General features: G+C 72.7%; 27 protein-coding genes. 9 read left to right on the top strand and 18 right to left on the bottom strand.

The features are described from left to right. Positions 1–17: 17 nt before the first annotated feature. Positions 18–470, bottom strand: a complete 453-nt coding sequence (locus ACGFIG_RS06985) for a hypothetical protein (protein WP_393000052.1) — start codon at positions 468–470, stop codon at positions 18–20. 42 nt (positions 471–512) lie between these two features. After that, positions 513–1,502 (bottom strand): 4-hydroxy-3-methylbut-2-enyl diphosphate reductase, encoded by a 990-nt coding sequence (locus tag ACGFIG_RS06990; RefSeq protein ID WP_393000054.1) that lies wholly within the window; start codon positions 1,500–1,502, stop codon positions 513–515. A 254-nt stretch (positions 1,503–1,756) separates the two neighbouring features. On the opposite strand from ACGFIG_RS06990, the gene xseA reads away from it, so the two are divergent. Together xseA and ACGFIG_RS07000 are read left to right on the top strand one after the other, a co-directional pair. Further along, complete coding sequence (gene xseA, locus ACGFIG_RS06995; protein ID WP_393000056.1) at positions 1,757–2,977, top strand: exodeoxyribonuclease VII large subunit; 1,221 nt, start codon at positions 1,757–1,759, stop codon at positions 2,975–2,977. Between the two features lie 84 nt (positions 2,978–3,061). Next, on the top strand, positions 3,062–3,274 hold the full coding sequence (locus ACGFIG_RS07000; RefSeq protein WP_393001349.1) for an exodeoxyribonuclease VII small subunit: 213 nt from the start codon (positions 3,062–3,064) through the stop codon (positions 3,272–3,274). Positions 3,275–3,402: 128 nt separating this feature from the next. Here ACGFIG_RS07000 and ACGFIG_RS07005 read toward each other — a convergent pair whose 3' ends face one another. From ACGFIG_RS07005 to ACGFIG_RS07015, 3 genes are all read right to left on the bottom strand, one after another. Then, the gene (locus ACGFIG_RS07005; protein WP_393000058.1) at positions 3,403–4,257 is read right to left on the bottom strand and encodes a hypothetical protein; all 855 of its coding nucleotides are present in this window, start codon (positions 4,255–4,257) and stop codon (positions 3,403–3,405) included. Positions 4,258–4,501: 244 nt separating this feature from the next. Next, the gene (locus tag ACGFIG_RS07010) at positions 4,502–5,311 is read right to left on the bottom strand and encodes a hypothetical protein (RefSeq protein ID WP_393000060.1); all 810 of its coding nucleotides are present in this window, start codon (positions 5,309–5,311) and stop codon (positions 4,502–4,504) included. Positions 5,312–5,422: 111 nt separating this feature from the next. Further along, positions 5,423–6,136: a DUF4245 domain-containing protein gene (locus tag ACGFIG_RS07015; protein WP_393000062.1), complete on the bottom strand. Its 714-nt coding sequence runs from the start codon at positions 6,134–6,136 to the stop codon at positions 5,423–5,425. 152 nt (positions 6,137–6,288) lie between these two features. Here ACGFIG_RS07015 and glpX point away from each other — a divergent pair, with 152 nt between their 5' ends. Then, entirely contained in the window at positions 6,289–7,320 is a 1,032-nt protein-coding gene (gene glpX / locus ACGFIG_RS07020; protein WP_393000064.1) for a class II fructose-bisphosphatase, read from the top strand. Further along, the gene (locus ACGFIG_RS07025) at positions 7,317–8,291 is read left to right on the top strand and encodes a DMT family transporter (protein ID WP_393000066.1); all 975 of its coding nucleotides are present in this window, start codon (positions 7,317–7,319) and stop codon (positions 8,289–8,291) included. The genes glpX and ACGFIG_RS07025 overlap by 4 nt, the downstream gene beginning before the upstream one ends. Here ACGFIG_RS07025 and ACGFIG_RS07030 read toward each other — a convergent pair. From ACGFIG_RS07030 to ACGFIG_RS07060, 7 genes are all read right to left on the bottom strand, one after another. Beyond that, entirely contained in the window at positions 8,251–9,849 is a 1,599-nt protein-coding gene (locus ACGFIG_RS07030) for a hypothetical protein (protein WP_393000068.1), read from the bottom strand. The two genes, ACGFIG_RS07025 and ACGFIG_RS07030, sit on opposite strands and share 41 nt — an antisense overlap. Positions 9,850–9,914: 65 nt before the next feature. After that, positions 9,915–10,883: an NAD(P)/FAD-dependent oxidoreductase gene (locus ACGFIG_RS07035; protein ID WP_393000070.1), complete on the bottom strand. Its 969-nt coding sequence runs from the start codon at positions 10,881–10,883 to the stop codon at positions 9,915–9,917. Between the two features lie 179 nt (positions 10,884–11,062). Further along, positions 11,063–11,716, bottom strand: coding sequence for a rhomboid family intramembrane serine protease (locus tag ACGFIG_RS07040; RefSeq protein ID WP_393000072.1), 654 nt, complete (start codon positions 11,714–11,716; stop codon positions 11,063–11,065). 113 nt (positions 11,717–11,829) lie between these two features. Further along, positions 11,830–12,528 (bottom strand): lytic transglycosylase domain-containing protein, encoded by a 699-nt coding sequence (locus tag ACGFIG_RS07045; RefSeq protein WP_393000074.1) that lies wholly within the window; start codon positions 12,526–12,528, stop codon positions 11,830–11,832. Between the two features lie 277 nt (positions 12,529–12,805). Next, the gene (locus tag ACGFIG_RS07050; protein ID WP_393000076.1) at positions 12,806–14,221 is read right to left on the bottom strand and encodes a PhoH family protein; all 1,416 of its coding nucleotides are present in this window, start codon (positions 14,219–14,221) and stop codon (positions 12,806–12,808) included. 378 nt (positions 14,222–14,599) lie between these two features. Beyond that, positions 14,600–14,938: a hypothetical protein gene (locus ACGFIG_RS07055; protein ID WP_393000078.1), complete on the bottom strand. Its 339-nt coding sequence runs from the start codon at positions 14,936–14,938 to the stop codon at positions 14,600–14,602. 31 nt (positions 14,939–14,969) lie between these two features. After that, positions 14,970–15,314, bottom strand: coding sequence for a hypothetical protein (locus ACGFIG_RS07060; RefSeq protein WP_089003683.1), 345 nt, complete (start codon positions 15,312–15,314; stop codon positions 14,970–14,972). Positions 15,315–15,578: 264 nt separating this feature from the next. Between ACGFIG_RS07060 and ACGFIG_RS07065 the strand changes: the two genes are divergently transcribed. The 3 genes from ACGFIG_RS07065 (at position 15,579) to otsB (ending at position 17,463) form a co-directional block, all read left to right on the top strand. Beyond that, a complete protein-coding gene (locus ACGFIG_RS07065; RefSeq protein ID WP_393000080.1) occupies positions 15,579–16,019 on the top strand; it encodes an XRE family transcriptional regulator in 441 nt (146 codons plus the stop codon). A gap of 162 nt (positions 16,020–16,181) precedes the next feature. Continuing rightward, a complete protein-coding gene (locus ACGFIG_RS07070) occupies positions 16,182–16,535 on the top strand; it encodes a hypothetical protein (protein WP_393000082.1) in 354 nt (117 codons plus the stop codon). A 103-nt stretch (positions 16,536–16,638) separates the two neighbouring features. Further along, the gene (gene otsB / locus ACGFIG_RS07075) at positions 16,639–17,463 is read left to right on the top strand and encodes a trehalose-phosphatase (protein ID WP_393000085.1); all 825 of its coding nucleotides are present in this window, start codon (positions 16,639–16,641) and stop codon (positions 17,461–17,463) included. A 35-nt stretch (positions 17,464–17,498) separates the two neighbouring features. Here the strand turns inward: otsB and ACGFIG_RS07080 are convergent, their stop codons facing one another. From ACGFIG_RS07080 to ACGFIG_RS07095, 4 genes are all read right to left on the bottom strand, one after another. Next, positions 17,499–18,269: an isoprenyl transferase gene (locus ACGFIG_RS07080; RefSeq protein ID WP_393000087.1), complete on the bottom strand. Its 771-nt coding sequence runs from the start codon at positions 18,267–18,269 to the stop codon at positions 17,499–17,501. A gap of 31 nt (positions 18,270–18,300) precedes the next feature. Beyond that, the gene (locus tag ACGFIG_RS07085; RefSeq protein WP_393000089.1) at positions 18,301–19,458 is read right to left on the bottom strand and encodes a geranylgeranyl reductase family protein; all 1,158 of its coding nucleotides are present in this window, start codon (positions 19,456–19,458) and stop codon (positions 18,301–18,303) included. 238 nt (positions 19,459–19,696) lie between these two features. Beyond that, the gene (locus ACGFIG_RS07090) at positions 19,697–20,557 is read right to left on the bottom strand and encodes a hypothetical protein (RefSeq protein ID WP_393000091.1); all 861 of its coding nucleotides are present in this window, start codon (positions 20,555–20,557) and stop codon (positions 19,697–19,699) included. A 43-nt stretch (positions 20,558–20,600) separates the two neighbouring features. After that, positions 20,601–22,442 (bottom strand): phosphoenolpyruvate carboxykinase (GTP), encoded by a 1,842-nt coding sequence (locus ACGFIG_RS07095; protein ID WP_393000093.1) that lies wholly within the window; start codon positions 22,440–22,442, stop codon positions 20,601–20,603. Between the two features lie 416 nt (positions 22,443–22,858). Here ACGFIG_RS07095 and ACGFIG_RS07100 point away from each other — a divergent pair, with 416 nt between their 5' ends. Beyond that, the gene (locus ACGFIG_RS07100; protein ID WP_393001351.1) at positions 22,859–23,392 is read left to right on the top strand and encodes a GtrA family protein; all 534 of its coding nucleotides are present in this window, start codon (positions 22,859–22,861) and stop codon (positions 23,390–23,392) included. A gap of 65 nt (positions 23,393–23,457) precedes the next feature. Then, positions 23,458–24,207 carry a GtrA family protein gene (locus ACGFIG_RS07105; RefSeq protein ID WP_393000095.1) on the top strand — a complete coding sequence of 250 codons (750 nt, stop codon included), beginning with the start codon at positions 23,458–23,460 and terminating at the stop codon, positions 24,205–24,207. A gap of 33 nt (positions 24,208–24,240) precedes the next feature. Here the strand turns inward: ACGFIG_RS07105 and ACGFIG_RS07110 are convergent, their stop codons facing one another. Continuing rightward, complete coding sequence (locus ACGFIG_RS07110; RefSeq protein WP_393000097.1) at positions 24,241–24,813, bottom strand: PH domain-containing protein; 573 nt, start codon at positions 24,811–24,813, stop codon at positions 24,241–24,243. Positions 24,814–24,915: 102 nt separating this feature from the next. Next, positions 24,916–25,791 carry a biotin--[acetyl-CoA-carboxylase] ligase gene (locus ACGFIG_RS07115; RefSeq protein WP_393000099.1) on the bottom strand — a complete coding sequence of 292 codons (876 nt, stop codon included), beginning with the start codon at positions 25,789–25,791 and terminating at the stop codon, positions 24,916–24,918. Positions 25,792–25,863 lie beyond the last annotated feature (72 nt).

Here is a 25,863-nt window from a genome sequence, read left to right on the forward strand (position 1 = left end):
CCGCCCGTTGTGCCGGTTCAACCGCGGCGGGCGGTCTCGACCAGGAAGGGCGTGCCCTGCTGGCAGGTCGTGAGCAGGTCGCGCTGGACCCGGCCGGTGACCGTTACCTTCGTGCCCGGCTTCAGCACGTCACGCGGGCCGCCGACCAGCAGGTGGTTGTCGAGCAGCAGGCAGTTGGGCTCGACCCCCGAGGTGACCGTCCCGGTCAGCGTGACGGCGCCGGCCGACGGCTTCGGCGCCCCGCCGGAGGGTCTCGTGGGCAGGGGCAGGGCCGGCCCCGTCGGGTCCACCGGGTCACCGGGGGTCGGCGGGAGTGCGGAGGGGCTCGGATCCGGACTGGGCGGGCTGGTCACCGGCTGCGCTCCCGTCGGGGTCGGGGTGGGGGTGTCGCCGGCCCCGTCCTGACCGCCGCAGGCGCTCAGCGCCACGCAGACGGCCAGCGCGGAGACGGCGAGCCGAAGAGTCCTCATACCCGTTTTCGACGCAGCGGGACCGCGTGTCGTTCCCGCCGGTCAGCCGCGGGCCGCGACGGCGGCCTTCATGTCCCGCTTGAGCTCCTGCGGCAGCGAGAAGGTCAACCGCTCGTTGGCGGTCACCACCTCGTCGACGTCGGTGAAGCCACGCGCGGCGAGGTGGGCGAGGACCTCCTGGACCAGCTCGTCGGGCACGCTGGCGCCCGAGGTCAGGCCGACCGTACGCGCCCCCGCCAGCCACGCGTCGTCGATCTCGTGCGCGAAGTCGACGAGGTGACCGGCGCGCGCACCGGCGTCGAGGGCCACCTCGACGAGGCGTACGGAGTTGGAGGAGTTGGCCGACCCGACGACGATCACCACGTCGCACTCGGGCGCGATCTCCTTGACCACGTGCTGCCGGTTGGAGGTGGCGTAGCAGATGTCGTCGCTGGGCGGCGACTGGAGCATCGGCAGCCGCTTCTTGAGCCGGGCCACCGTCTCCAGCGTCTCGTCCACGGAGAGGGTGGTCTGGGAGAGCCAGACGACCTTGTTCGGGTCCCGGACGGTGACCCGGTCGGCGTCCTCCGGGCCGTCCACGAGCTGGATGTGCTCGGGTGCCTCGCCGGAGGTGCCGATGACCTCCTCGTGCCCCTCGTGACCGATGAGCAGGATGTCGTAGTCCTCGGCGGCGAAACGCTTCGCCTCCTGGTGCACCTTCGTGACCAGCGGGCAGGTCGCGTCGATCGCCCGCAGCGAGCGGCTGCGGGCCTGCTCGTAGACCTCCGGGGCCACCCCGTGCGCGGAGAAGATGACGGTGGCGCCCTGGGGCACCTCCTCGTTCTCCTCCACGAAGATCGCGCCCTGGGCCTCCAGGGTCTGCACCACGTGCTTGTTGTGCACGATCTGCTTGCGTACGTAGATCGGGGCGCCGTAGAGCTTGAGTGCCTCCTCGACGGTCTGCACCGCGCGGTCCACTCCCGCGCAGTAGCCGCGGGGCTTGGCCAGGATCACGCGCTTGCCGGTCCGGGACGTCACTTCAGCCTGAGTCACCCGCCCATCGTACGTGCCGCCTGAGAGGGCGACACGGGACGCGACCGCCATCACGACGCCGGCGCACGCCTGCCAGAATGTCCCATTCGCTGCGCGTACGGCCACCGGTGTCCTCCGCCGGCCCACCACGTCCCGCACCGGGCCAGGGGCGCTCACCAGCTCCTTTCCGGTACGAGAGGACGCGCGTACCCGGCGCGCCGGAGCTGGCCGCCGAGGTGCGCGGGAGTGTCCGGGGCGGGCCGTAGGGTGGGCGGGTGAGCACAGGCGAGGTGGGGCGCAGCACATCCGAGGAGCCGTGGCCGGTCCGGGTGGTCAGCCAGAAGGTCGGCGCCTGGATCGCCCGGCTCGGCTGGGTGTGGGTGGACGGGCAGGTGGCGCAGATCAGCCGCCGGCCGGGCGCCAGCACCGTCTTCCTCACCCTGCGCGACCCGTCGGCCGACCTCAGCCTGACGGTCACCACCAACCGGGACGTCCTGGACGCCGGTGCGCCGGAGCTGCGCGAGGGTGCCCGGGTGGTGCTGCACGCCAAGCCGGAGTTCTACGCCGCCCGGGGCACGCTGAGCCTGCGCGCCGACGAGATCCGGCAGGTCGGCCTCGGTGAGCTGCTGGCCCGGCTGGAGAAGCTCAAGAAGCTGCTCGCGGCCGAGGGGCTGTTCGACCGGGCGCGCAAGCGCCGGCCCCCGTTCCTGCCCAACCGGGTCGGGCTGATCACGGGTCGCGCCTCGGCCGCCGAGCGCGACGTGCTGACCAATGCCCGCCGGCGCTGGCCGGCGGTGGAGTTCCGCACGGTCAACGTGGCCGTGCAGGGGCCGAGCGCGGTCCCGCAGATCGTCGACGCGCTCAAGGTGCTGGACGCCGACCCGACCGTCGACGTGATCGTCATCGCCCGGGGCGGCGGCGGCATCGAGGATCTGCTGCCCTTCTCCGACGAGGCGCTGTGCCGGGCGGTCTTCGCCTGCCGTACGCCGGTGGTCAGCGCGATCGGCCACGAGACCGACGCACCGCTGGTCGACTACGTCGCCGACCTGCGCGCCTCCACGCCGACCGACGCGGCCAAGCGCGTGGTGCCCGACCTCACCGAGGAGGTGCGCGTCATCCGCCAGGCCCGGCACCGCCTCGAACGGGCGGTACGCAACCTGGTGGACCGCGAGTCGCACCGGCTCGACGGGCTGCGCTCGCGGCCGGTGCTGGCCCGACCGCAGGTCATGATCGACCAGCGGGTCGCCGACCTGACCGGGCTGCGTCAGCGGGCCGGGCGCTGCCTCGACCATCGCCTGGCCGCCGCCGACGACGACCTGCGGCACACCCTGGCCCGGCTGCGCGCCCTCTCCCCCGCCGCCACCCTCGACCGGGGCTACGCGATCGTCCAGCGCGCCGACGGCCAGGTCCTCCGCGCCGCGTCCGAGGTCGGCCGGGGCGACCCGCTCCGGGTACGCCTCGCCGAGGGCGAACTGGCCGCGACGGTCGACGGCTGAACGGAAACGGAATCACGATGGCGAGCTGGCCGCGACGGTCGACGCTGAACGGAAGCGGGATCACGATGTGGTGGGATGGCAGCGATGACTGACGAGAAGAAGGACGAAGATCTCAGCTACGAGCAGGCCCGCGCCGAGCTGGCGTCGGTGGTCGAGCGGCTGGAGACCGGCGGCACCACGCTGGAGGAGTCACTGGCGCTCTGGGAGCGCGGTGAGAAGCTGGCCGAGACCTGCCAGCGCTGGCTCGACGGCGCCCGCGCCCGCATCGACGCCACCCGCCAGAACCCCACCCCCTGACGCCCGCCCCGCACCCCACCCCGACGCCGATCATGGAGTTGTGGTGGGCGATACAGGGCGTTCTGCACCTTGTGTCACGCACCACAACTGCATGATCGACGTCGGAACGGGGGCAGAAAACGGGTGGGTCAGTTGAAGAGGTTGTAGAGCTCGGCGGGGGCCTCGACCACCTGGTCCGCCGGGGGCTTCTGGGCGGCGGTGGCGCTGCCGTAGTCCGAGTACGTGATCCGGATGTCCTGCGCCTTGTTCTGGCCGGCGGCCGGGATCTGGATGACCATCTCACTGAGCCGGCCCTGCGGGTCGAGCTTCGCGGTGAACGGCACCGACTTCGCCTGCGCGCCGAGGGCCGTGATCACCGTCGGGTCCACCGAACCCGCCTCGGCCGCCTTCGACACGTCGATGGTGCCGGCGTACGCGCCGTCGCCCGTCTGGCGGACCTCCGTGATGCCCTGCGTCAGCACCTCGCTGCCGGCGGGGTCGACCTTCTCGAAGTCGAAGCCGAGGTTCCGGTTGCCCTTGATCCGGGTCTGGTCCAGGTGCTGGTACTTGCCGAGGTTCAGCTTCTGCACACCCGGCACGCTCTTGGCGGTCGTGCCACCGAGTTCGACCTTGACCCAGCTGTCCGGCTTGTAGTGGACGAGGTCGAGCTTCATGAACAGGTCGTCGGTCGGCTTGCCGATCGTGACCCGCATCTCGGCGCTCTGGGTGGGCTCGTGGACCCGCCCCTCGGCCGTCGAGCCGACGCCGGACATGGTGAACCGGAAGTTGCCGTTGCTGATCTCCCGGGTGGAGGCCAGCAGTGCCTGCTTGGCGTCACCGGAGGCCGGGGCCGCGCTGCCCGAGGCCGCGGGCGTACCGGACGCCGAGACGGTCGGGGAGGCGGACGAGTCCGCCGTCGGGGTCCCGGAGGCGTTGCAGGCGGCCAGACCGGGAGTGAACAGGGCGGCGGCCACCAGGCCGGCGCTCAGGCGTCGAACAGTCATGCGTGTCTCCCACGTGGGTCACCCGACGCACCTGGCGGCGGCCGGAAACCGGGCGACGCACCACGTCGGCTGCGCCGCGCGAACCCCCGTCGGGCCGGTTGCCGGGGCGGCTGGCCCGGGTTCGCCCCACTTCTGTTCCCTGTCGCCGCGTCGCACAATCACCGCGATGTCCGGTTGCCCCGGTCGGGTGACCCGGAACGCGGAAACGGGGCGGCCGGAGCCGCCCCGTTCCCGTGTGCCGCTGTCAGTCCTTGAACATCTCGTACGTCTCGGGGGACGCCTCGACCACCTTGTCCGCCGGCGGCTTCTGGGCGGCGGTGGCGTTGCCGTAGTCCGCGTACGTGACCTTGATGTCGTGCGCCTTGGTCTCACCGGCGGCCGGCACCGAGATCACCAGCTCGGTGAGGCGGCCCTCCGCGTCCAGCTTGGCGGTGAAGGGCAGCGCCTTGGCCTGCGCGCCGAGGGCCTTGACCAGGTCGGCGTCCAGGGTGGCGGCGTCGCCCGCGGCGGACACGTCGAGCTTGCCGGTGTAGCTGCCCTCGGCGGTCTTCTGCACCTCGGTGATGCCCTTGGTCAGCTTCGCGCTGCCAGCCGGGTCGACTTCCTCCATGTAGCGGCTGAGCTCGCCGGCGCCCTTGACCTTGGACTGGTCGAGGTGCTGGTACTTGCCCTTCCACTTCTCCGCGCCCGGGATCATGGCGCCCAGCTCGCCGAGGTCGAGCATCACCCAGCTGTCCGGCTCGATGTAGATCAGCTCCATGCTCATCGACATGCTGCCGGACTCGTCGTCGAACTTCATGCTGAACTGGGCGCTGTTGCTGGGCTTGTGCACCAGGCCCTTGCCGCTCAGCCCGGCACCGGCCAGCGTGAAGGTGAAGTTACCCTTCTCGATCTCCTTGGTGGAGGCGAGCAGCGCCTCCTTCGGGTCGGCAGGCACGGCCGAGGTTACCGAGCCTGCGTCGGCCGGCGTGGGTTCGTCCGACTTGCAGGCAGCCAGGCCGGGAACGAGCAGGGTGGCGGCGAGCACGCCGACGCTCCACCGTCGAATGTTCACAGGTAAGTCCCTCTTCGTGGAACGGTAAGCCCGGCGTGCTTCAGCCGCCGGGCAGTGAGCCGGGGCAGCCTAGCCGATCCGACCGACAACCGGGGGGCCGTTTCCCGGCGGCTACCGGACCGCCCCGGCCAGTTGCCGCAGCTCGTTGTCCCGGGCGTCGCCGACCACGATCACGGTCCGGTTCGGTTCGAGCAGGACCAGTGCCTGCTCGTTGCCCCGGGCCGTATACCGCTGCCAGGTGCGTCCGCCCAGGTCGGTCTGGCCCTGCGGTTGCGCCTCGGCGGTCAGCTCGGTCGGCAGCAGCCGTTCCGGCGGCACGTTGCTCTGCACCAACTGGGCGCCCCGCCCCTCGGGGGTGACATAGCCGAGCCGCAGGTTCGAACCGCCCTCGACGGTCTGGAACTTCGCGCTGACCGTGTGCCATCCGTCACCCAGCTCCGCCGGCTCGCTGACCGGGAAGACGTTGGCGGCCCGCGCCGAGTCGATGGCGGGGGCCGGGTCGACGGTCGTCGGCTGCTCGCCGCCGAGGAACCCCCGGTAGAAGGCGAGCAGCAGGGCGATCGGGACCAGCAGCACGAGCAGCGAGATCGCCATGTCCTTGGGCGAACGTTCCGACTTGCGGGTGTCGACCGCGGGCGGCGGCGCGGGCCGCTCGCCCGTCTCCGTCATGCCGTCGGACAGGGCCACGTCAGCCGCGCCGGCGGGCTCGACCAGCGCCGGCTCCCCCTCGGGTACGGCGGCGTCCCGGGTCGGGGCGACGGGCGGCTGGCCGTCCGGGGGTGTGCGGTCGGCGGGTACGCGATCGGCGGGCTGTGCGGCTTCCACCTCGTCATTCTCGCAGCCGCCCGACCGGCCGTATCCGGGCCATCACCGCCCCGGCCCCGCGCCGGGTGAGCGATCGTGTGAGGATCAGCGACAAAGCCGGCAGCGGCGACGCCGCACCCTGCCGCCCCGCAACGTCGCGAGGAGGAGCCGTCATGACGAACACCAGGACCCGGATCCCGCAGGATCTCGATCGCAACCTCGCCCTCGACCTGGTCCGGGTCACCGAGGCCGCGGCGATGGCCGCCGGTCGCTGGGTCGGCCGGGGCGACAAGGAGGGCGGCGACGGAGCCGCCGTCGACGCGATGCGCAAGCTGATCAACTCGATCCCCATGCGGGGCGTCGTGGTGATCGGCGAGGGTGAGAAGGACAACGCGCCGATGCTCTTCAACGGCGAGCACGTCGGCGACGGCACCGGCGCGGAGGTGGACGTCGCGGTCGACCCGGTCGACGGCACCACGCTGATGAGCAAGGGCATGCCGAACGCGCTGGCGGTGCTCGCCGTCTCCGAGCGGGGGGCGATGTTCGATCCGAGCGCGGTCTTCTACATGGAGAAGCTCGCCGTCGGACCGGCGTACGCCGACGTGGTGGACATCAACGCCGGGGTGGCCGAGAACCTGCGCCGGATCGCCAAGGTCAAGGGCACCGACGTCTCCGAGGTGACGGTCTGCGTGCTGGACCGCAGCCGGCACGACGACCTGGTCACGCAGATCCGCCGCACCGGCGCCGGCATCCGGTTCATCTCCGACGGTGACATCGCCGGCTCCATCGCGGCGGCCCGGGGCGAGTCGGACGTCGACGTGCTGATGGGCATCGGCGGCACTCCCGAGGGCATCATCTCCGCGTGCGCGCTGAAGTGCATGGGCGGGGCGATGCAGGCCAAGCTCTGGCCGCGCGACGCCGAGGAGCGGGAGAAGGCGCTCGCCGCCGGGCACGACCTGGACCGGGTGCTGGGCACCGACGACCTCGTCACCGGCGACAACTGCTTCTTCGTGGCCACCGGCGTCACCTCCGGCGATCTGCTGCGCGGCGTGCGCTACCGCGCCGGCGGCGCGTACACGCAGTCGATCGTCATGCGTTCGAAGAGCGGCACGATCCGGGTGATCGACTCGTACCACCGGTTGGAGAAGCTCGCGCTCTACTCGGCCGTCGACTTCGACGGCCGCCCGCTGGCCGAGCAGGAGTGAGCAGCACCGGGACGCTGGCCACGCCAGCCACGTCTGCGACCCGCCGGATCACCGGTGTGGCTCTCGCGACGCTCTCAGGGCTGGCTGTGGCCGTGCAGTCCCGGATCAACGGCGAGTTGGGCGTACGCCTGGCCGACGGGATCGCCGCCGCGGTGGTCTCGTTCGGCCTCGGCCTGGTGGTGCTGCTGGTGCTGGTCCCCGCCACGCCGGCCGGGCGGCGAGGGCTGGCCGCCCTGCGCGGCGCGCTCACCGACGGCTCGCTGCGACCGTGGCAGTGCCTCGGCGGGACGTGCGGGGCGTTCCTGGTCTCCGCCCAGGGGCTGACCATCGGCACCCTCGGTGTGGCGGTCTTCACGGTCGCGGTGGTCGCGGGCCAGTCCGGCAGCAGCCTGGCGGTGGACCGGGCCGGGGTCGGCCCGGGCGGTTCCCAGCCGGTCACCGGCCGGCGGATGGCCGGGGCGGCGCTCACCGTGGTCGCCGTCCTGCTGGCCGTCGGTGACCGGCTCGGCGACCCGGACACCCTCGGGCTGGCCCTGCTGCCGCTGCTCGCCGGGGTGGCCGTCGCCTGGCAGCAGGCGGTCAACGGCCGGGTACGCATGGCCTCCGGCAGCGCGCTGACCGCCACGCTGGTCAACTTCACCGTCGGCACGGCCGCCCTGCTGGTCGCCTTCGCCGTCGACCTCGCGGTACGCGGATGGCCGACGGGCAGCCCCCCGGCCGAGCCCTGGCTCTACCTGGGCGGGCCGATCGGGATCGTGTTCATCGCGATCGCCGCCGCGATCGTCCGGTTCACCGGCGTGCTGCTGCTGGGCCTGTCCACGATCGCCGGGCAGATCGTCGGCGCCGTACTGCTGGACCTGCTGCTGCCCACGGCGGCCTCCCGCCCGGACGCCGTCACGCTGCTCGGCGCGGCGCTGGCCCTGGTAGCGGTCATGATCGCCGCTGTCGCACCGAGCCGGCCGGCCCGTTGACGGGCGGAGTCGCCGGCGCGGCGACCAACCGGGCCGCCCGCCAGCCCAGCAGCAGTCCCGGCACGGTGGCCGCCACGGCGAGCAGCAGGGCCGTGCCGGAGTACGCGGGCCGGCCGTAGAGCCAGCCCACCAGCGGCAGCGCGGTCAGTGCCAGGGTCAGGGCGGCGGCCAGCAGCACCTCTGCGGTCCACCGCCCACGCGCCCCGCGCAGCCCGACCGGCGTCAGACCGGCCAGCGCCAGCAGGGGTACCAGGACAGCGGCCAGCCCGACGAGACTCAGTTCCTGGACGAACAGCTCGTCCGCCCAGACCTGGGCCAGCAGGACCCAGGCGGCGCCCGTCAGGAGGCCCAGGGGGACGAGACGCCAGCGGGCGGCGCCGGTCCGCCTCCCCGCCCGCGCGCCGGCCACCGCGACCACCGATGCGACCAAGGTGAGGCCCAGGGCCAGGGCCAGCAGCGGGTCGTCCCCCCGGTCCGCCGGGGTGCTGCGGCCGAACGCCGGAGGCCGCCCGCCGAACGGGTACCCGACCGCCGCCTCCCCGCCGAGGAACCCGAGCCGCTCCCAGCTCCCGTCGGGCCGGCGGACGGCGAATCCGTCCCGCCCGTTGGCCACCAGCACCACGTGCCGACCGTCGCCGGTGTCCCGCACGGCCAGCTCCTGCGTGGTCAGCCGCTCGCCGCGCGGTCCCGGGTCCGGGTACTGGCGGCGCAGGACAGCCCGCTGTGCCTCGGTCGCCCCCCAGGCGGGCTGCCAGGTCCGGCCCGCGTCGTCGCTCTGCTCCACCGCGAGCCGGCCGGGGACCACCCGGTAGCAGCGCGTCGGCGTGGCGGTCGAGCAGCCCTGGCTGACCGGGCCGGCCACCGGCCCCTTCGTACCGGCCAACGCCTCGGTCTCGCCCCGGATCGGGTCGCGCCAGGTGAGCCCGTCGTCGCCGCTCAGCCGCCAGGCGGGAGTGTCGTCGAAGACGCGGGTGTCGTAGCCGTACCCGGTGCCGGCGGCCAACTGTCCGTCGAGGACCGTAGCCCGGACGGCGTCGGGATAGTGGACGGCGCTGGTGGCCGCCACCGCCAACGTCGCCGCCGGCAACAGCACCAGCAGCCGGACCAGCCGGGCGGTTCGCCGCCGCACCGGCGCCCGTCGCGCCCGGGACCAGCTCCACCCCGCGAGGACCAGCGCGGGCAGCGCGAGCAGGTCGGTGGGGTCGGCCCGGACCAGCGACGGCCCACTGACGGTGCTCCAGAGCGCCGAGGCGCCGGTGGCGGCGTACCCGCTGGATTTGACTGCGGTGAAGCCGGCGGCCACGAGGCCGAGCCCGAGCCCGGCGGCGACGCGGGCCGGCAGCCGTGGGGCCAGCAGCGTCAGCAGCACGGCGACCAACGGCGGCGCGACGAGCAGGCCGGCGACGTCGCTGAGCTTTCCGGTCACCAGGCCGGGGAACGCCGGCTTGAACAGGTGGTCGTTGACCACGAGCAGGACGAGGGCGGTGACCGTCGCGGGATGACCCAGCCAGGCCAGGGTCGCTGGCGCGCCGTCACGGCGCGGGACCGGATGGCTCATCGGCCCACGATCGCAGCAACCGATCTCGATCCGGCCACGGACGGGGCAGGATCCGGTAGCAACGCTCAGGTGCCGTCGGACGAGTGCCCGGGGAACAGGTGCGCGCTCGGGTCGATGGCCACCGCCGCGTTGTTGACCGCCGTGGCGGCCTCGCCGAAGCCGGTCGCGATCAGCCGTACCTTGCCCGGGTACTCCGTGATGTCGCCCGCCGCGAAGACCCGGGGCAGGTTCGTCGCCATCGCGCTGTCGACCACGATGTGCCGGCGGTCCAGCCGCAGCCCCCACTCGGTCAGCGGCCCCAGGTCGGCGGTGAAGCCGAGGGCGGCCACCACCGTGTCGACGGGCAGCAGCTCCGCCGCGCCGCCGCGTACGGTGATCTCGGCGCCGGTGACCGTGCCGTCGCCGTGCAGCCCGGTCACCTCGGCGTTGACGATGACGCGCACCGGCAGGCCCAGCACCCGGGCGACGGTGGCCGCGTGCGCCCGGAACTTCTCCCGCCGATGCACCAGCGTCACCGAGCGGGCCAGCGGCTGGAGCGTCGACGCCCAGTCGAAGGCGGAGTCGCCGCCGCCGACGATCAGCACGTCCCGGTCGGCCAGCTCGCCCGGCTGCGGTACGAAGTAGACGATCCCGGCGCCGGCGAAGTGCTCCGCCACGGGCAGCGGTCGGGGCGTGAAGCTGCCCAGCCCACCGGTGACGACCACCGCCCCGCAGCGGAGCTGTCCGCCCCCGGCGAGGCCGAGCACCGGCCGCCCGTCGGCGTACGAGAGCTTCTCGGCGCGGGTGCCGAGCAGGTAGCACGGATCGAAGGGAGCCGCCTGGGCGACGAGGTTGGCCACCAGGTCCCGCCCCTTGACCGCCGGGAAGCCGGCCACGTCGTGGATCAGCTTCTCCGGGTACATGGCGGTGATCTGGCCGCCGGGCTCGGGCAGCGCGTCGACCACCGCGACGGAGAGTCCCCGGAACCCGGCGTAGTACGCCGCGAACAGCCCGGCCGGGCCGGCCCCGATCACCGCGACATCGACCTCACGCATGGGCGTACCGTCGCTTTCCGCTCACGGATCAACGCGTGCTGATCCCGACGGTAGGGCCGGCGGCACCCCCGGGCAAGCACGTCCCACCGCGACGCGCGGCACCGGCGCGTCGGCACGGCGCCGACGGGGCGGGTAGGTGTGGCCGCACCGCCGAGCCAGGACGGCCGGCCGCGCGCCGGTCAGGGCATCGTGAGCGTGGACTCCGAGCGGTAGGGACCGCCGAGGTCTCCCCGCCGGCGCCGGAAGATGATCGCGGCGACCACCCCGCCGAGCAGCCCGAACAGGTGGCCCTGCCAGGAGATCCGCTCGTCGGTGGGGAGGATGCCGACCAGCTGCCAGCCGTAGAGCAGGCCGACGAGCAGGAAGACCGCGAAGTTCCACCAGCTCCGTTCGACGATGCCCCGGGTCAGCAGGATGCCCAGGTAGCCGAAGATGACCCCGCTCGCGCCGACCACCACGGAGGTCGACGAGCCGGTGAACCACACGCCCAGCCCGCTGACCAGGATGATGACGAGCGTCGACCAGAGGAAGCGGCGGGCGCCGGCGGCGAGCACGAAGGTGCCGAGCAGGATCAGCGGGATGCTGTTGCTGTAGAGGTGGTCGAAGCCGTGGTGCAGGAACGGCGAGAAGAAGACGCCGTCGAGCCCGTCGATCCGCTTCGGGATGATCCCGGCGGCGGTGTCGAAGCCGGCCGCGAGCCCCTGGTCGAGGGCCTCGATGAGGAAGAGGAACGGCACCACCGCGCACATGGCGACGAAGGCCCGGCCGAGCGCGGCGTAGAACGCCTCGGTGCCGAACCTGTGCGGGTCGCCGCTTGGCGGGTGCAGGGTCACCCGTCAAGAGCTATCAGGTGACGGGCACAGCCGCCACTCCTGCGGCGATCCGTAACCGGAACGACGAGGGCGGGGTGTGTGGACACCCACACACCCCGCCCTCGAAGGTCGGTCTAGTACCAGCCCACGTCCTGCGAGTGGGCCCAGGCCTTGCACGGCGTGCCGTAGCGGCCCTCGATGTAGCCGAGGCCCCACTTGATCTGGGTCGCCGGGTTGGTCTGCCAGTCGTCGGCGACGGAGCCCATCTTGCTGCCGGGCAGCGCCTGCGGGATGCCGTACGCCCCGGACGAGGAGTTGCGGGCCTTGTGGTTCCAGCCGCTCTCCTTGTCCCAGAGCTTGTTCAGGCACGGGAACTGGTCCATCCCGAAGCCCGCCTTCACCATGAGCGCGCAGCCGACCTCGCGGTTGCCGCTGAACTCGGCGCAGGAGGCCGGGATCGGTCCCTCGTACGGCTTGCTCTCGGCGGCCTTCTCGGCCGCGGCCTTGGCGGCGGCCTCGCGGGCCTTCTTCCGCGACGCGGCGGCGGCCTCGGCCTCGCGGGCGCGCTTGGCGGCCTCCTTGGCCGCCGCGGCGGCGCGCAGCTTCGCCTGGTACTCGGCGGCCCGCTGCTTGGCGGACTGCACCTGCTGGGCGGCGTGCCGCTCGCGCTGGTACTCGAATTCGGCCTGCTCGACAGCGACACCGACCTGCGCGGTCAGGCCCTGCTGCTGGGTCTGTCGGTCTTCGCCCAGGTAGACGCCGCCGGCAACGCCCACGGAGAGCAGCGCGACAGCGGCCGTACGGGCGCCGAACCGGCTCCACAGCCGACTCACGAAGTGGTCCCTTCGTCGGGTGCAAGGACACGGCGCGGGGCTGCGCCCCGGGTGGGGCGCGTCTCCGCGTCGCAAGCGCCCCGACCCGGTGGCGGTCGCAGCCGACGTACCCGGGTGGCAGTTGGCGCGTCCTGTGACGAACGATCACCAACGATCTTCTCGGTACGTGGGCGCTCGTTGGACACCATCGCGCACGGTGGGACTGATGGGAAACCAACGGGCACGATTGTGATCTGCGCCACACCAAAAATGCGGACAAACCCCTACATAAGCCTCGTCATTGCGGGATGTCCTCCAGCAGATCCGTCACCATCGCCGCGATCGGCGAGCGCTCCGAACGGCTGAGGGTGACGTGGGCGAAGAGCGGATGGCCCTTCAGCGCCTCGATCACCGCGGTCACGCCGTCGTGCCGCCCGACGCGGAGGTTGTCCCGCTGCGCCACGTCGTGCGTGAGCACCACCCGGGAGCCCTGGCCGATCCGGGAGAGCACCGTCAGCAGCACCCCGCGCTCCAGCGACTGCGCCTCGTCCACGATCACGAAGGCGTCGTGCAGGCTGCGGCCCCGGATGTGCGTCAGCGGCAGCACCTCCAGCAGGCCGCGCGAGGTGACCTCCTCCAACACGTTCTCGTGCACCACCGCGCCGAGGGTGTCGAAGACCGCCTGCGCCCAGGGCGACATCTTCTCCGACTCCGAGCCGGGCAGGTAGCCCAGCTCCTGGCCGCCCACGGCGTAGAGCGGACGGAAGACCACGACCTTCTTGTGCCGGCGGCGCTCCATCACCGCCTCCAGCCCGGCGCAGAGGGCCAGCGCCGACTTCCCGGTGCCGGCCCGCCCGCCCAGCGAGACGATGCCCACCGACTCGTCCAACAGCAGGTCCAGCGCGATCCGCTGTTCGGCCGAGCGGCCGTGCAGCCCGAACGCCTCCCGGTCGCCGCGGACCAGCCGTACGGTCTTGTCGGGCAGCACCCGGCCGAGCGCCGAGCCCCGGGCCGAGTGCAGCACCAGGCCCGTGTGGCACGGCAGCCCGGCGGCGACGTCCAGGTCGAGCGCCTCGCCGGCGTAGAGCCGGCCGATCTGCTCCTCGGCGAGCTCCAGCTCGGCCATCCCGGTCCAGGTGGGGTCGCTGGCCTGGCCGTGCCGGTACTCGTCCGCCCGCAGGCCCACCGAGGCGGCCTTGACCCGCAGCGGCATGTCCTTGCTGACGAGCGTCACCTCCCGCCCCTCGGCGGCGAGGTTCAGCGCCACGGAGAGGATCCGGGCGTCGTTGGAGTCGGTGCGGAACCCCGGCGGCAGCACCCCGTCGTCGGAGTGGTTCAGCTCCACCCGCAGCGTGCCGCCGGATTCGTTGGCGGGCACCGGGCGGTCCAGCCGCCCGTGCCGGACCCGCAGTTCGTCCAGCATGCGCAGGGACTGCCGGGCGAACCAGCCCAGCTCCGGATGGTGGCGCTTGCCCTCCAGTTCGGAGATGACCACGAGGGGCAGGACCACCTCGTGCTCGGCGAAGCGGTGGAAGGCCGCCGGGTCGGACAGGAGCACCGAGGTGTCCAGGACGAACGCCTGGCCGGCTGGTCGGGGCTCCTCGTTGCCGACCGGAGCGACGGACGCGCTGCGGCGGCTCCGGGTGGCGCGGCGGGTCGTGGCAGTCGCGGCCGGGGTCTGGTCGGTCCCGGCGGGCGTACGGCGAGTCGTCACAGGCCTGCTCCGACGGATGGGCATCCGCCACCCGCGTTCCGCCTCCTCCGGTGCCCGGGGACACGGGGTCGGATGCGGAACCCCGTGCGCGAGGTCGCAGATCCGGGCGGACCGGCTGGCCCGGGAGAACCCCGTGCCATGCCTAGACGCTAGCCGCGTCGGACCCCGTGGGCTAGAGGGCGACGGTGGATCTCCGGGGACCGGCGGGTGAACTCGGCCGGCGGCGAAACCGGCCGGGATGCATGCCCCCTGCGCGCATCCCGGCCGGTGGGACCACCGTCACCGGTCTGACGTGGCCCCGACGGTGCGTGTCCGCCGCGGACGACGCACCGCGCTGGTTCCGGTCGACGGGGCCTCGGGCTCCCCGTCGACCGGGGCTCAACCGGTCCGCCGGACCAGGGTGCCGGTCGGGTGCCGCCCGGCGACCGGGGCGACCGGCGCCGTGAACGACGAGCCGGTGTACGTGGTGCCGGGCCGGACCACCGTGCCGGTGACCCGGGCGGCGGTGACCGGCGACGGGCCGGCCAGGGCGGACGCGATGGCGGCCTGGGCGTCGCGGCGACGGCGGTTCCAGGCCCCCCGGTCGCCGTCGAAGTAGCCCTGCCGGTAGCCGAACCGGTAGCCGATGCGGTAGCTGAGCTGGCCGTGCAGCCGCCCGGCCGCGTAGCTCGTGGCACCGAGGACGAGGACGAGGAAGACGGCGAGGAAGGGGCTCATCCGGCGGCTCCGGTGCGCCGCGGGTGCCGGGTCATCGCTCCTCCGGCTCGGTCGGCGTGGGCTCGGCGACCAGGAGCCGGTCGAGGTCGTCGGTGCTGACCTCCTCGACCAGCTCGACGCTGATCCGGCAGCCGTCCAGGACGACCTCGGCCACCGAGGAGCGGCGGATCTCCCCGCCGGCGTCGTACACCCGGACGCTGACCTCGGGGCAGCCGAGGTGGGTACGCCAGGCGTCCCACTCCGTACGGTCGCCGACGCTGAGTGACAGGTAACGGCAGCCCCGGGCGAGGTAGAGCCGCCATGGCGCGCTCAGACCCGTGGCCACCCCCTCCGCGATCAGGCCGAAGGCCTGGGCACGGGTGGCTAGCTCGGTCACCACACCCCCCTCGCGCCGGGGGCGTGACGCATGTGAGCACTCATCGTCTCATGCACGTGACACACCGTAGATTGTCCCATGGACGTGACAGTATCAGCTTTTCGTCTGTTTGCCGGGGCCTCTACGGGCATCTATTCTGCCCAGGTGACGCCCCTCAGAAGCGGTGTCGGGTCAGTTACCGGCACCTCGACAACCACGTCACGTCCGCGTGACACCAGCGTGCCAGGACACCCGGCGGTGGCCGGATGGTCGTACCGTCACCAGGTGACCGAGACGGCCAACGCACGGAAGATCGCCTTCGCCACCTTCGTCCGACGGGCGCTCGACGAGGCCCGGGCCACCCGGGCGTGGAGCGGCACGGAGGTGTCCCGTCGCACCGGCGTCTCCCGGCAGACCATCAACCGCTGGGTCCGGGGCGACTGGGCCAGCGACCCGGAGGCCGAGCGCGTCGTCGCGTTCTGCGAGGGCCTCGGCCTCAGCCCCGCGACCGCCTTCGCGGCCCTGGGCTGGGAGCGGGCGACCACGCCGCGCAACACCGCGACCGCGCCGCCGATGGACCCGGACGTGGAGGCGCTGCTGCGTCGGCTCGTGGACCCCGACGTCTCCGACGCGGAGAAGTTCCACATCCGGGAAACCATCAGATACCTCGCGTATCGCCCCACTCTCCCGGTCGATGTCCGAAAACGAGGGAAACAGGCCGGCTAGTTCCTCAGATGGCGAAAGAACGGCAGGTCAGACTCATTCGTTTCGCTCCGGGGCCGGAACGGGCGCGCTAGCGTCCCTATTCGTACTGCTTGGGCTCGTCGTCGGCGGGGGGACGGGACAAGGCCGAACCCAGCCCTGCGGGACAGAAGGAGGGGTCTGTCCATGACCCTGAAGTGGATGGCAGTCGTGATCGCCGCCGTGTCGCTGACACTGGGCGTGACCGGAAACGTGGTGACCCTGGCGGTCAACGGCGGGCAGCTTCCGCTGCTCGTCAACCTCGTGGCGCTCACCGCCGCCGGCACCGCGGTGATCCTGGCCGTGGTCGCCGAGCTGCACGACCGGCTCAACGACCGGGTCAGCGCCCTGACCGACTTCCTCGTCGGCCGGCTGAAGGAGATCGAGGAGCGCAGCGGCGACCGCAACAGCGGATTCGTCGAGGGTTACCTGCTCAACCACGGCCAGGAGGCCGCCGTCGTGCCGTTCGGCCGGCGGGGACGGGGAGCCGCCGAACGCTGACCGTCAGCCCGCCGCGCACCGACCGCGCACGCCTCCGGGCGCCGGACGGTGGCCACCGCTCGGACGGGGATTGAGCCGCCCCGCCCGGGGTACGCTGTCGCGCGTGCCGCCGTTGAATCTGGGCAACCACCAGCCGAGAACCCCGTTGGACGCCGACCAGGCCTGGCGGACGACCGCCGGAAGGTCGGCCGGGACCGTGCTCTTCTTCGACTTCGACGGCACCCTGGCACCGGTCGACGACGACCCCACCGCCGTGCGCCCCGACCCGAAGGTGCTGGCCGCGATCGAGACGCTCGCCCCGGTCGTCCGGCGGATCGCGATCGTCTCCGCGCGTCCCGTCGAGTTCCTCCGCGACCAACTCGGGGGCCTCGACGGCGTCGACCTGTACGGCCTCTACGGCCTGGAGCACAGCCACTCCGGCGGCGAGACCGTGACGGAGCCGGCGGCCCTGCCCTTTGTGCCCACCATGGCGGAGCTGGCCGACCTGGCGCGGGCCGAGCTGCCCGAGGGCGCGCTGGTGGAGTACAAGCGGCTCTCCGTGGCGCTGCACTGGCGCACCGCGCCGCAGCTCGGTGCGGCCGTGGAGCGGTGGGGCCGGGCCCAGGCCGAGCGGCTCGGGCTCAAGGTCCAGGCCGGGCGGATGGTGCTGGAGCTCAAGCCCCCGGTCGACCGGGACAAGGGCATGGTCATCGACGAGATCGTCCGGGACGCCGAGGGCGCCTGGTACTTCGGCGACGACGTCTCCGACATCAAGGCGTTCGCCGCGCTGCGGGCCCGGGCCGCCGCCGACCCGCACTTCTTCGGCGTCTGCGTCGCGGTCGCCAATCCGGAGACGGGCCGCGAGGTCGCGGAGGCCGCCGACCTGACCCTCGACTCCCCCGCGGCGCTCGGCGACTTCCTCACCGAGGCCACCACGCACCTCACCTGACGCGCTCCGGGCCGGCCGGGGGTCGCGGGGTCGCGTCAGGCGCCGTAGCGGCGTTGGCGGTTGGCGTAGGAGCGCAGGGCGCGCAGGAAGTCGATGTGCCGGAAGTCCGGCCAGTTGAGCTCGCAGAAGTAGAACTCCGAGTGCGCCGACTGCCACAGCATGAACCCGGAGAGGCGCTGCTCGCCGCTGGTGCGGATGACCAGGTCGGGGTCGGGCTGGCCCCGGGTGTAGAGGTGCTCGGCGATGTGCTCGACGTCCAGCACCTCGGCCAGTTCCTCGAGGGTGCCGCCCGAGGCGGCGTACTCCAGCAGCAGCGACCGCACCGCGTCGGTGATCTCCCGCCGGCCGCCGTAGCCGACCGCGATGTTGACCTCGGCCCCGCCGCGGCGGTCCCGGGTGCGCTCCTCGGCGGCCTTCAGCGCGGCGGCGGTCGAGGCCGGGAGCAGGTCGAGCGCGCCGACCATCCGCAGCCGCCAGGGATTGCCCTCCTCGGCCAGCTCGACCACCAGGTCCTCGATGATCTGGAGCAGCGGGTCGAGTTCCTTGGCCGGTCGGCGCAGGTTGTCGGTGGCGAGGAGGTAGAGGGTCACGTGCCCGATGCCGGCCTGGTTGCACCAGCCCAGCATGTGCTTGATCTTGACAGCGCCCATCCGGTGCCCGTCGTTCGGGTCGACGTAGCCCATCTCCCGGGCCCACCTGCGGTTGCCGTCGCACATCACGCCGACGTGCCGGGGCACCGGCTTGCCCGCGAGCTTCGCCGTGAGGCGACGCTCGTACACCGAGTAGATCAGGTCCCGCAGAGTCATCACCTTGCAGCGTAGCGACCTGTCCGCCGGTTCACCGCCTCGGAATGCGCTCCCGCGCCGACAGACCGATGCCGATCATGCCGAGGGTGCGCACGTCGAGCCGTCCGTCGCCCAATCCCAGCTCGACCACCGTCCGGTAGACGCGGTCGTCGCGCCGCGCCGCGCGGACCGCGGCGTCGACCACCTGGCGGTGCCGGGCCAGCCAGGCCGCCAGCGAGCTGTGCCGCAGGTGGGTGCCGAGGCGTCGGCGCAGCGCCGCCGCGTACCGCCGGGCGGCCCGCTCGGGCGTGCCGGCGGCGGCCGCCCCGGCGAGCGCGCCGGAGAGCAGCGCGTAGAAGATGCCCTCGCCGGTGAACGGATTGATCAGCGAGAGCGCGTCGCCGGCGAGCACCAGCCGGCCGCGCCCGGGGGCGGGACGGTGCGTCGACAGCGGCAGGTGGTGGGCCCGCAGGTCGGTCACCGCCGCCGGGTCCGTGCCGGGCAGCAGCGCGGCGAGCCGGTCGAGCAGGTGCGCCCGGGTCAGCGGCTCACCCCGCAGCACCTCCCCGTACCCGACGTTCGCCCGGCCGTCCCCGATCGGAAACGACCAGGCGTACGCCGGCCAGCGCGGCGCCGAGGTGACGATGAGCTGCTCGGGCGGGCCGGGCAGTGCCGGGGCGTACCCCCGGATGGCGAGCGCCAGGTGCCGGTCGGGATTCGGTCGGTGCCCGAGCGCCCGCCGGACCACGGACCCGGCGCCGTCCGCGCCGACCACGGCCCGCGCCGCCAGCCCGCCGTCGAGCACCACCCGGTCGGCCCGGACGTCGACGTGCCGCACCGCGTGCCGGCGCAGCCGCGCGCCGGCCGCGACCGCCGCCGCCACCAGCCGGGCGTCGAAGACCTTCCGGGGCACGGTGTACGCCGGCCGGGGCAGCGCCCGGGCCACGGTCCCGCCGCCCGGGCCGACCAGTCGCAGCGCCGGCAGCGGCGCGTAACCGGCCACCGCGTCGGACACCCCGAGCTCGCCCAGCACGTCCAGCGCGTGCGCGGCGATGCCGTCCCCGCACGCCTTGTCCCGGGGGAAGTCCGAGCGGTCCAGCAGCAGCACGCTCGCCCCCGCCCGCCGGGCCGCCAGCGCGGCGGCCGCCCCGGCCGGACCCGCGCCGACCACCACCACGTCGAACTCGTCGCCCACGGACTCGTCGCCCACGCGTCACCTCCCACCGCCGGTCCGGCTCCCTGCGGCCATCCTGCCGCCGGAGACGCCCGGCGCGACGAAACCCGCCCGGCACGTCAACAAGGACCACGAACTCACCGCCGTCCTCCCGGGTCCTTCCCGAAGCCCTCGTGGGGCCCTCCCGGTGTCCTCCCGGGGCCCTCCCGGAGCCCTCGCTCGGACCGCCCGGGCGGATGGGGAACGAGCCCATGGCCATGCTCGGGGTGGCGTGTTACGCCGGGCGGGTGGCGCGTTCGGCGCGGGTGGCGCGCCGGAGGCCGTAGAGCGTCAGCACGGCGGCGGCCACCAGCGGGCCACCGTCGCGGACCAGCCCGTCCGGGCCGAGCAGCCACCAGCACAACGGCAGGTCGACGGCGAGCACGATCGCGGTGACGGCCACCAGCAGCGTGCGCGCCCAGCGCTTGCCGCGCATGAGGAAGGCGGTGCAGAAGAGCACCGCGTAGCTGGTCACGATCCCGGCGACGAACCAGAACAGCACGGCGGGTACGGCGGTCAGCCGGTCGTCCAGGACCGCGCCGGCGGCGACCAGGGCCGGGACCAGCATGAGCGGGCTGTAGGTGAACGCCGCGACCCGGCTGGTGAGCAGCCAACCGTTGACCTCCGGCCGGCGGGGCGGGGTCTCCCGCCAGGAGATGCCCTCGCGGTCGATGACCAGCCGGGGCCGGTGACGGACCAGGTGCCCGGCGACGGCTGGTGAGCGGTAGAGCAGCCAGACCACGGCGGCGCAGAGCACGGTGAGCAGGGCGAAGCCGAGCAGTCCCGGCAGCGGCGGCACCCCCTGCCGGGGCACGATCAGCCGACCGACCGCGAAGACCGTGGTCACCGCCAGGATCAGCCCGAACGGCCGGGCCGCCGTCCGGCCCCGGCGGACGTGCCCGATCAGCAGCAGGAAGCCGAACGACCGGAGCATCGCCCAGCCGGTCCGCACCGCCAGCCCGAAGCCCTGCTCCGGGGCGTACCACCAGTTGAGCAGCTCGACCACGACGGTGGCCGCCGCGGTCAGCGCGAGCAGGGTGGTCAGCGTCCGGACGGCGGACGGCCGCCGGACCTCGGTCGCGGCGGCCGTCCTCATGGGATCTGATGATGCCCGGTCGGGGCGTCAATCACACCTGCCCTCAGCGCTGCGGCGCCGCGTCGAGCCGGGCCCGCAGCGCGTCCAGCTCGGCCCAGAGCACGCCCGGCAGCTTGTCGCCGAACTTCTCGAACCACTCGGTGACCAGCGGAAGCTCCTTGCGCCACTCCTCCGCGTCGACCTTCAGCGCGATCCGGACGTCCTCCGGGGTCATGTCCAGGCCCTCGACGTCGAGCGCGTCCTGGGCCGGGACCATGCCGATCGGGGTCTCGACGCCCTCGGCGCGCCCCTCGATCCGCTCGATGATCCACTTCAGTACGCGCGAGTTCTCGCCGAAGCCCGGCCAGAGGAAGTTGCCCTCCGGGTCCTTGCGGAACCAGTTGACGTAGTAGATCTTCGGCAGCTTGGACTCGTCGCCGTCGGCGCCCTTGCCCATCTCGATCCAGTGCCGGAAGTAGTCGCCGGCGTGGTAGCCGATGAACGGCAGCATCGCCATCGGGTCGCGCCGGACGACGCCCACGGCACCGGAGGCGGCGGCGGTGGTCTCCGAGGAGAGCGTCGCGCCCATGTAGACGCCGTGCACCCAGTCGCGGGCCTCGGTCACGAGCGGGATGGTGTCCCGGCGGCGACCGCCGAAGAGGATCGCGTCGATCGGCACGCCGTTCGGGTCGTAGTAGTCCTCGGCGAGGATCGGGCACTGGGTGATCGGGGTGCAGAAGCGGCTGTTCGCGTGCGAGGAGAGGCTGTCGCTCTCCGGCGTCCAGTCGTTGCCCTTCCAGTCGACCAGGTGCGCCGGCGGCTCGCCCATGCCCTCCCACCAGATGTCCCCGTCGTCGGTCAGGGCGACGTTGGTGAAGACGGAGTTGCCGCGGTCCAGCGTCCGCATCGCGTTGGCGTTGGTCTTCCAGTCGGTGCCCGGAGCGACACCGAAGAGGCCGTACTCGGGGTTGACGGCGTAGAGGCGGCCGTCGGGGCCGAAGCGCATCCAGGCGATGTCGTCGCCGATGGTCTCGACCTTCCAGCCCGGGATGGTGGGCTCCAGCATGGCCAGGTTGGTCTTGCCGCAGGCCGACGGGAAGGCGCCGGCGATGTGGTAGACCTTCCCCTCCGGAGAGGTGATCTTGAGGATGAGCATGTGCTCGGCGAGCCAGCCCTCGTCGCGGCCCATCACGCTGGCGATCCGCAGCGAGTAGCACTTCTTGCCGAGCAGCGAGTTGCCGCCGTAACCGGAGCCGAAGGACCAGATCTCCCGGGTCTCGGGGAAGTGCGAGATGTACTTCGTCTCGTTGCACGGCCAGGCCACGTCCTGCTGGCCGGGGGCGAGCGGGGCACCGATGGAGTGCAGCGCGTGGACGAAGTCCGCGTCGTCGCCCATGGCCTCGAGGACCTTCGCGCCCATCCGGGTCATGATGCGCATGGAGGCCACCACGTACGGGCTGTCGGTGATCTCGACGCCGAACATGGGGCTCTCGGCCTCGACCGGGCCCATGCAGAACGGAATGACGTACATCGTGCGCCCGCGCATGCAGCCGCGGTACAGCTCCGTCATCGTCCGCTTCATCTCGGCCGGCGCCATCCAGTTGTTGGTGGGGCCGGCGTCCGCCTCGTCGACGGAGCAGATGAAGGTGCGCTCCTCGACCCGGGCGACGTCCGTCGGGTCGGTGCGCGCGTAGAAGGAGTTGGGCTTCTTCTCGGGGTTCAGCCGGATCAGGGTGCCGGCCTCGACCAGCTCGTCGGTGAGGCGACGCCACTCCTCGTCGGACCCGTCCACCCAGACGACACGGTCGGGGGTGGTCAGTTCAGCGACCTCACGGACCCAAGCGAGCAGTTTGGGGTGGGACGTCGGGGCCTGATCGATACCCCGAACGGTAGCCGGAGCAACCATGACACATCTCCTTGGTGGTCGACGCTGACCGGTCTATGGGATGCACGAGTCTTGACGGCGCTGTGCGTCCTAAACGGCGCGGTGCGTCGCCCTTCGTGGAAACCTGGGATTGGCCTCAGCGTAAACCGGGCGAGGTCACCAGTCAGTGGGACTGGTTGTGAAGAACTGCACAAGCTGCGGTCACGCTGCGGCATCGCGAGCTAATACCCGCTTTCACGCGCAGTTTCACGCAAATGCTTGTGGGAACACTCACGGCCCCGGCCGGGCACGCTCCCGTCGGCGGAACCCGCGAATCGGCCCGCGCCGTCGCCGATCTCGTTACGCTCTGTCCACAGACGCCCACCCGTACGGTCGGTCCGCCGTTGCTACCCGTGCGAGCTGTCCACAGCCGGTACGCTCGCGTCGTGGCCGCCACGATGACCGGGGAGCCAGGCTCCCGGCAGACCCGCACGGGTCTGCTCCGTTCGCTGGTGGACCGCTTCGGCCACCTCGTCCGCGAGCTGAGCAAGTTCGCCACCGTGGGCGGGGTCGCCTTCCTGATCGACTTCGCGCTCTTCAACTACCTGACGAGCGTGCGGGGCGTCGAGCAGGTCACCGCGAAGACCATCTCGACGGTGATCGCGGCGACCGTGGCGTTCATCGGCAACCGGTTCTGGACGTGGCGGCACCGCAAGCGCTCCAACCCGGCCCGCGAGTACGCGCTGTTCTTCTTCTTCAACGGCGTCGGCCTGGGGATCGCCGTGGCCTGCCTGGCGATCAGCCGCTACGGCCTGGGCAGCATCTGGCCGCAGGTGTTCCAGACGCCGCTGGCCGACAACATCGCCAGCTTCATCGTCGGGACGGGGCTCGGGACGCTGTTCCGGTTCTGGTCCTACCGACGGTTCGTCTTCGTCGAAGCGGGAACCCCCACCGTTCCGGAAGAGAAGCACGACCGAGACCACCGGGCGTGACCTACCGCCCACCCCGTCCCGGCCGGAGCCTGCCGGCCCCCGCCCACTGCCCTAAGGTGTTCCGCATGCGTCTTGTCCGTCTGCTGCCTGAGCGCTGGCAGAAGTTCATCCACGAGGCGCTCAAGTTCGGAATCGTCGGCGGCGTCAACACCGTAATCAATTACGCCGTGTTCAACGTGCTCGCACTGACCGTTTTCGTCGATGGTCAACTGAAGGCGACGGTCATCGCGACTGTGGTGGCGACGATCACGTCATATCTAATGAATCGTCACTGGACGTACCGTGATCGCCCGAAAGCGGCGATGCAGCGTGAATACGTCCTCTTTTTCCTGTTCAACGGGGCCGGCCTGCTCATCGAGCTGGGTGTTCTGGCTGCCGCCAAGTACGGGCTGGGCCTGACCAGCCTGCTGGCACTCAACGTGGCCAAGACCGGTGGCGTGCTGCTCGCGACGCTGTTCCGCTTCTGGTCCTACCGGACGTTCGTCTTCCAACCCGCCCCGGCCCACGCGGCCGACACCTGGCACAGCATCCCGCGCGACGAGTGGGACACCATGGCCGAGATGGATCCGGTGGCCGAGCTGGCCGAGTCGATCTCCGAGCTGGAGGAGGCCGAACCACCACCGGGCACCGCGCCGCGCCCCGCACACGTCGTGCTGGGGCAGAAGAACCCCGCGCCGGCGGCGGGCCCCGGAGCCCCGGTCCAGGGGCGCCCCGCCCGGCTCGACGCCGGCCTGGGCCGCTCCCTCGACCGGGAACTGGAGGCGGAACTGGCCGCCGAGCTACAGGCCAGCACCCGCCGCCCGCCGCGCCGCTGAGCCGGAGGCCCGGCGCCCGCTGAGCCCGGACCGTCAGGTGGTGGGGTCGCGCAGCGGCTTGCCGTCGTGCAGGTCCGCCAGGATCTCGCGCATCTCGCCGTCGCCCAGGGAGTGCTTGTCGTGGTGGGCCTCCACCAGCTCGTAGAGCTTGGTCTGCACCTGGCCGACCCTCGGCACGTCGTGCAGGACGGACTGGCCCCGCTCGCCGGCGGACTCGATGGTCAGAGTTCCGCAGCCGAGCAGGCGCTCCACGAACTTCTGGTTCATCGCGTGGTCGTTGACCCGGGTCAGCGGGATGTCCCGCCGGTCGCGCGAGAGCACCCCCTGCTGGAGCAGCACCCGCTCGTTCGTGAAGAGGTAGTGGGTGGTCCGCCAGACCAGGAACGGCCAGAGCGCCAGCCACAGCACCGCCAGCAGTGCCAGGCCACCGATGACGGCGAGCGCGATCGAGCCGCCCCCTCCGGACGGCAGCAGGAGCACGCCGGCCACCACCGCCGCGACGGCGAGCACGAGCACCGCGACCGGCCGGATCAGCGCCTTCCAGTGCGGGTGCAGGTGCAGTACGACGTGCTCGTCCTCGGTGAGCACGTCTTCCGGGAATGCCACACGAACCTCCTCGCGTCCACGATGTCGGCGATGACGCTAGCGGCTCCCGCCGTCCGGCCGCCTCCGCCACAAGGGCCGTGTCGCGGGAACCTCTGCGCCGAGCTACCGCACGTGCAGGACGTCCCCGGCGGCCACCCGGTGCTCGCCGTCCGGCGCCCGCACCACCAGCCGCCCGTCGAGGTCGATCCCGGTGGCCTGGCCGGCCAGCTCACCGCCGCCGGGCAGCAGCACCCGGACCTGCCGGCCGATCGTGTCGCACGAGCGCAGGTACGCCTCGTGCAGCCCGCACTCCCGCACGTCGGCGCCGCTCGCGCGCCACTGGTCGTACCAGTCGGCGAGCGCGCGCAGCAGGGCCCGCAGCAGCGGATCCCGGTCGGTGGCGGACGCGCCGGCCAGTTGCAGCGAGGTGGCCGGCAGCCCGCCCGGGTTCTCCGGCAACTCGTGGGCGCGCAACGTCACGTTCAGGCCGATGCCGAGCACGATGGCCGGTGGCTCTCCCGGTTCGGTCGCCGGCACCGCCTCGGCCAGGATCCCCCCACACTTGCGGCCGTCGACGAGCAGGTCGTTCGGCCACTTCAGGCCCGCGTCCAGCTCGGCCAGCCGGGTCACCGCCTCGACGAGCGCGACGCCGGCGAGCAACGGCAGCCAGCCGTACCCGGCGGGGGACACCGGCGGCCAGCCGCGCTCCTCGCCGGCCTCGCCGGGCCGCAGCAGCACGCTGGTCGCGATGCCCGCCCGGGGCGGCGACTGCCAGACCCGCCCGCGCCGGCCACGCCCGGCGGTCTGCCGCTCAGCCACCACGACGAGGCCCTCCGGCTCGCCGGCCCGGGCCGCCTCGACGACGTCCGCGTTCGTGGAGCCGGTCTCGACACGCAGCTCCAGCCGGGCCCACGGGCCGTGCGGGGCAACCAGCGCGCGCCCCAGCCGCGCCGCCGACAGCGGCGGGCGGTCCAGATCGGTGTACGGCGAACCCGGCATACCGTCAGCCTACGGTCCGCCCGGCGGGCGGCCCGCGGGCGTCGCGGCACCCGGCTGAGGCGAACTGCACAG

This window comes from Micromonospora sp. NPDC049048 (assembly GCF_043197615.1).
Classification (GTDB): domain Bacteria; phylum Actinomycetota; class Actinomycetes; order Mycobacteriales; family Micromonosporaceae; genus Micromonospora.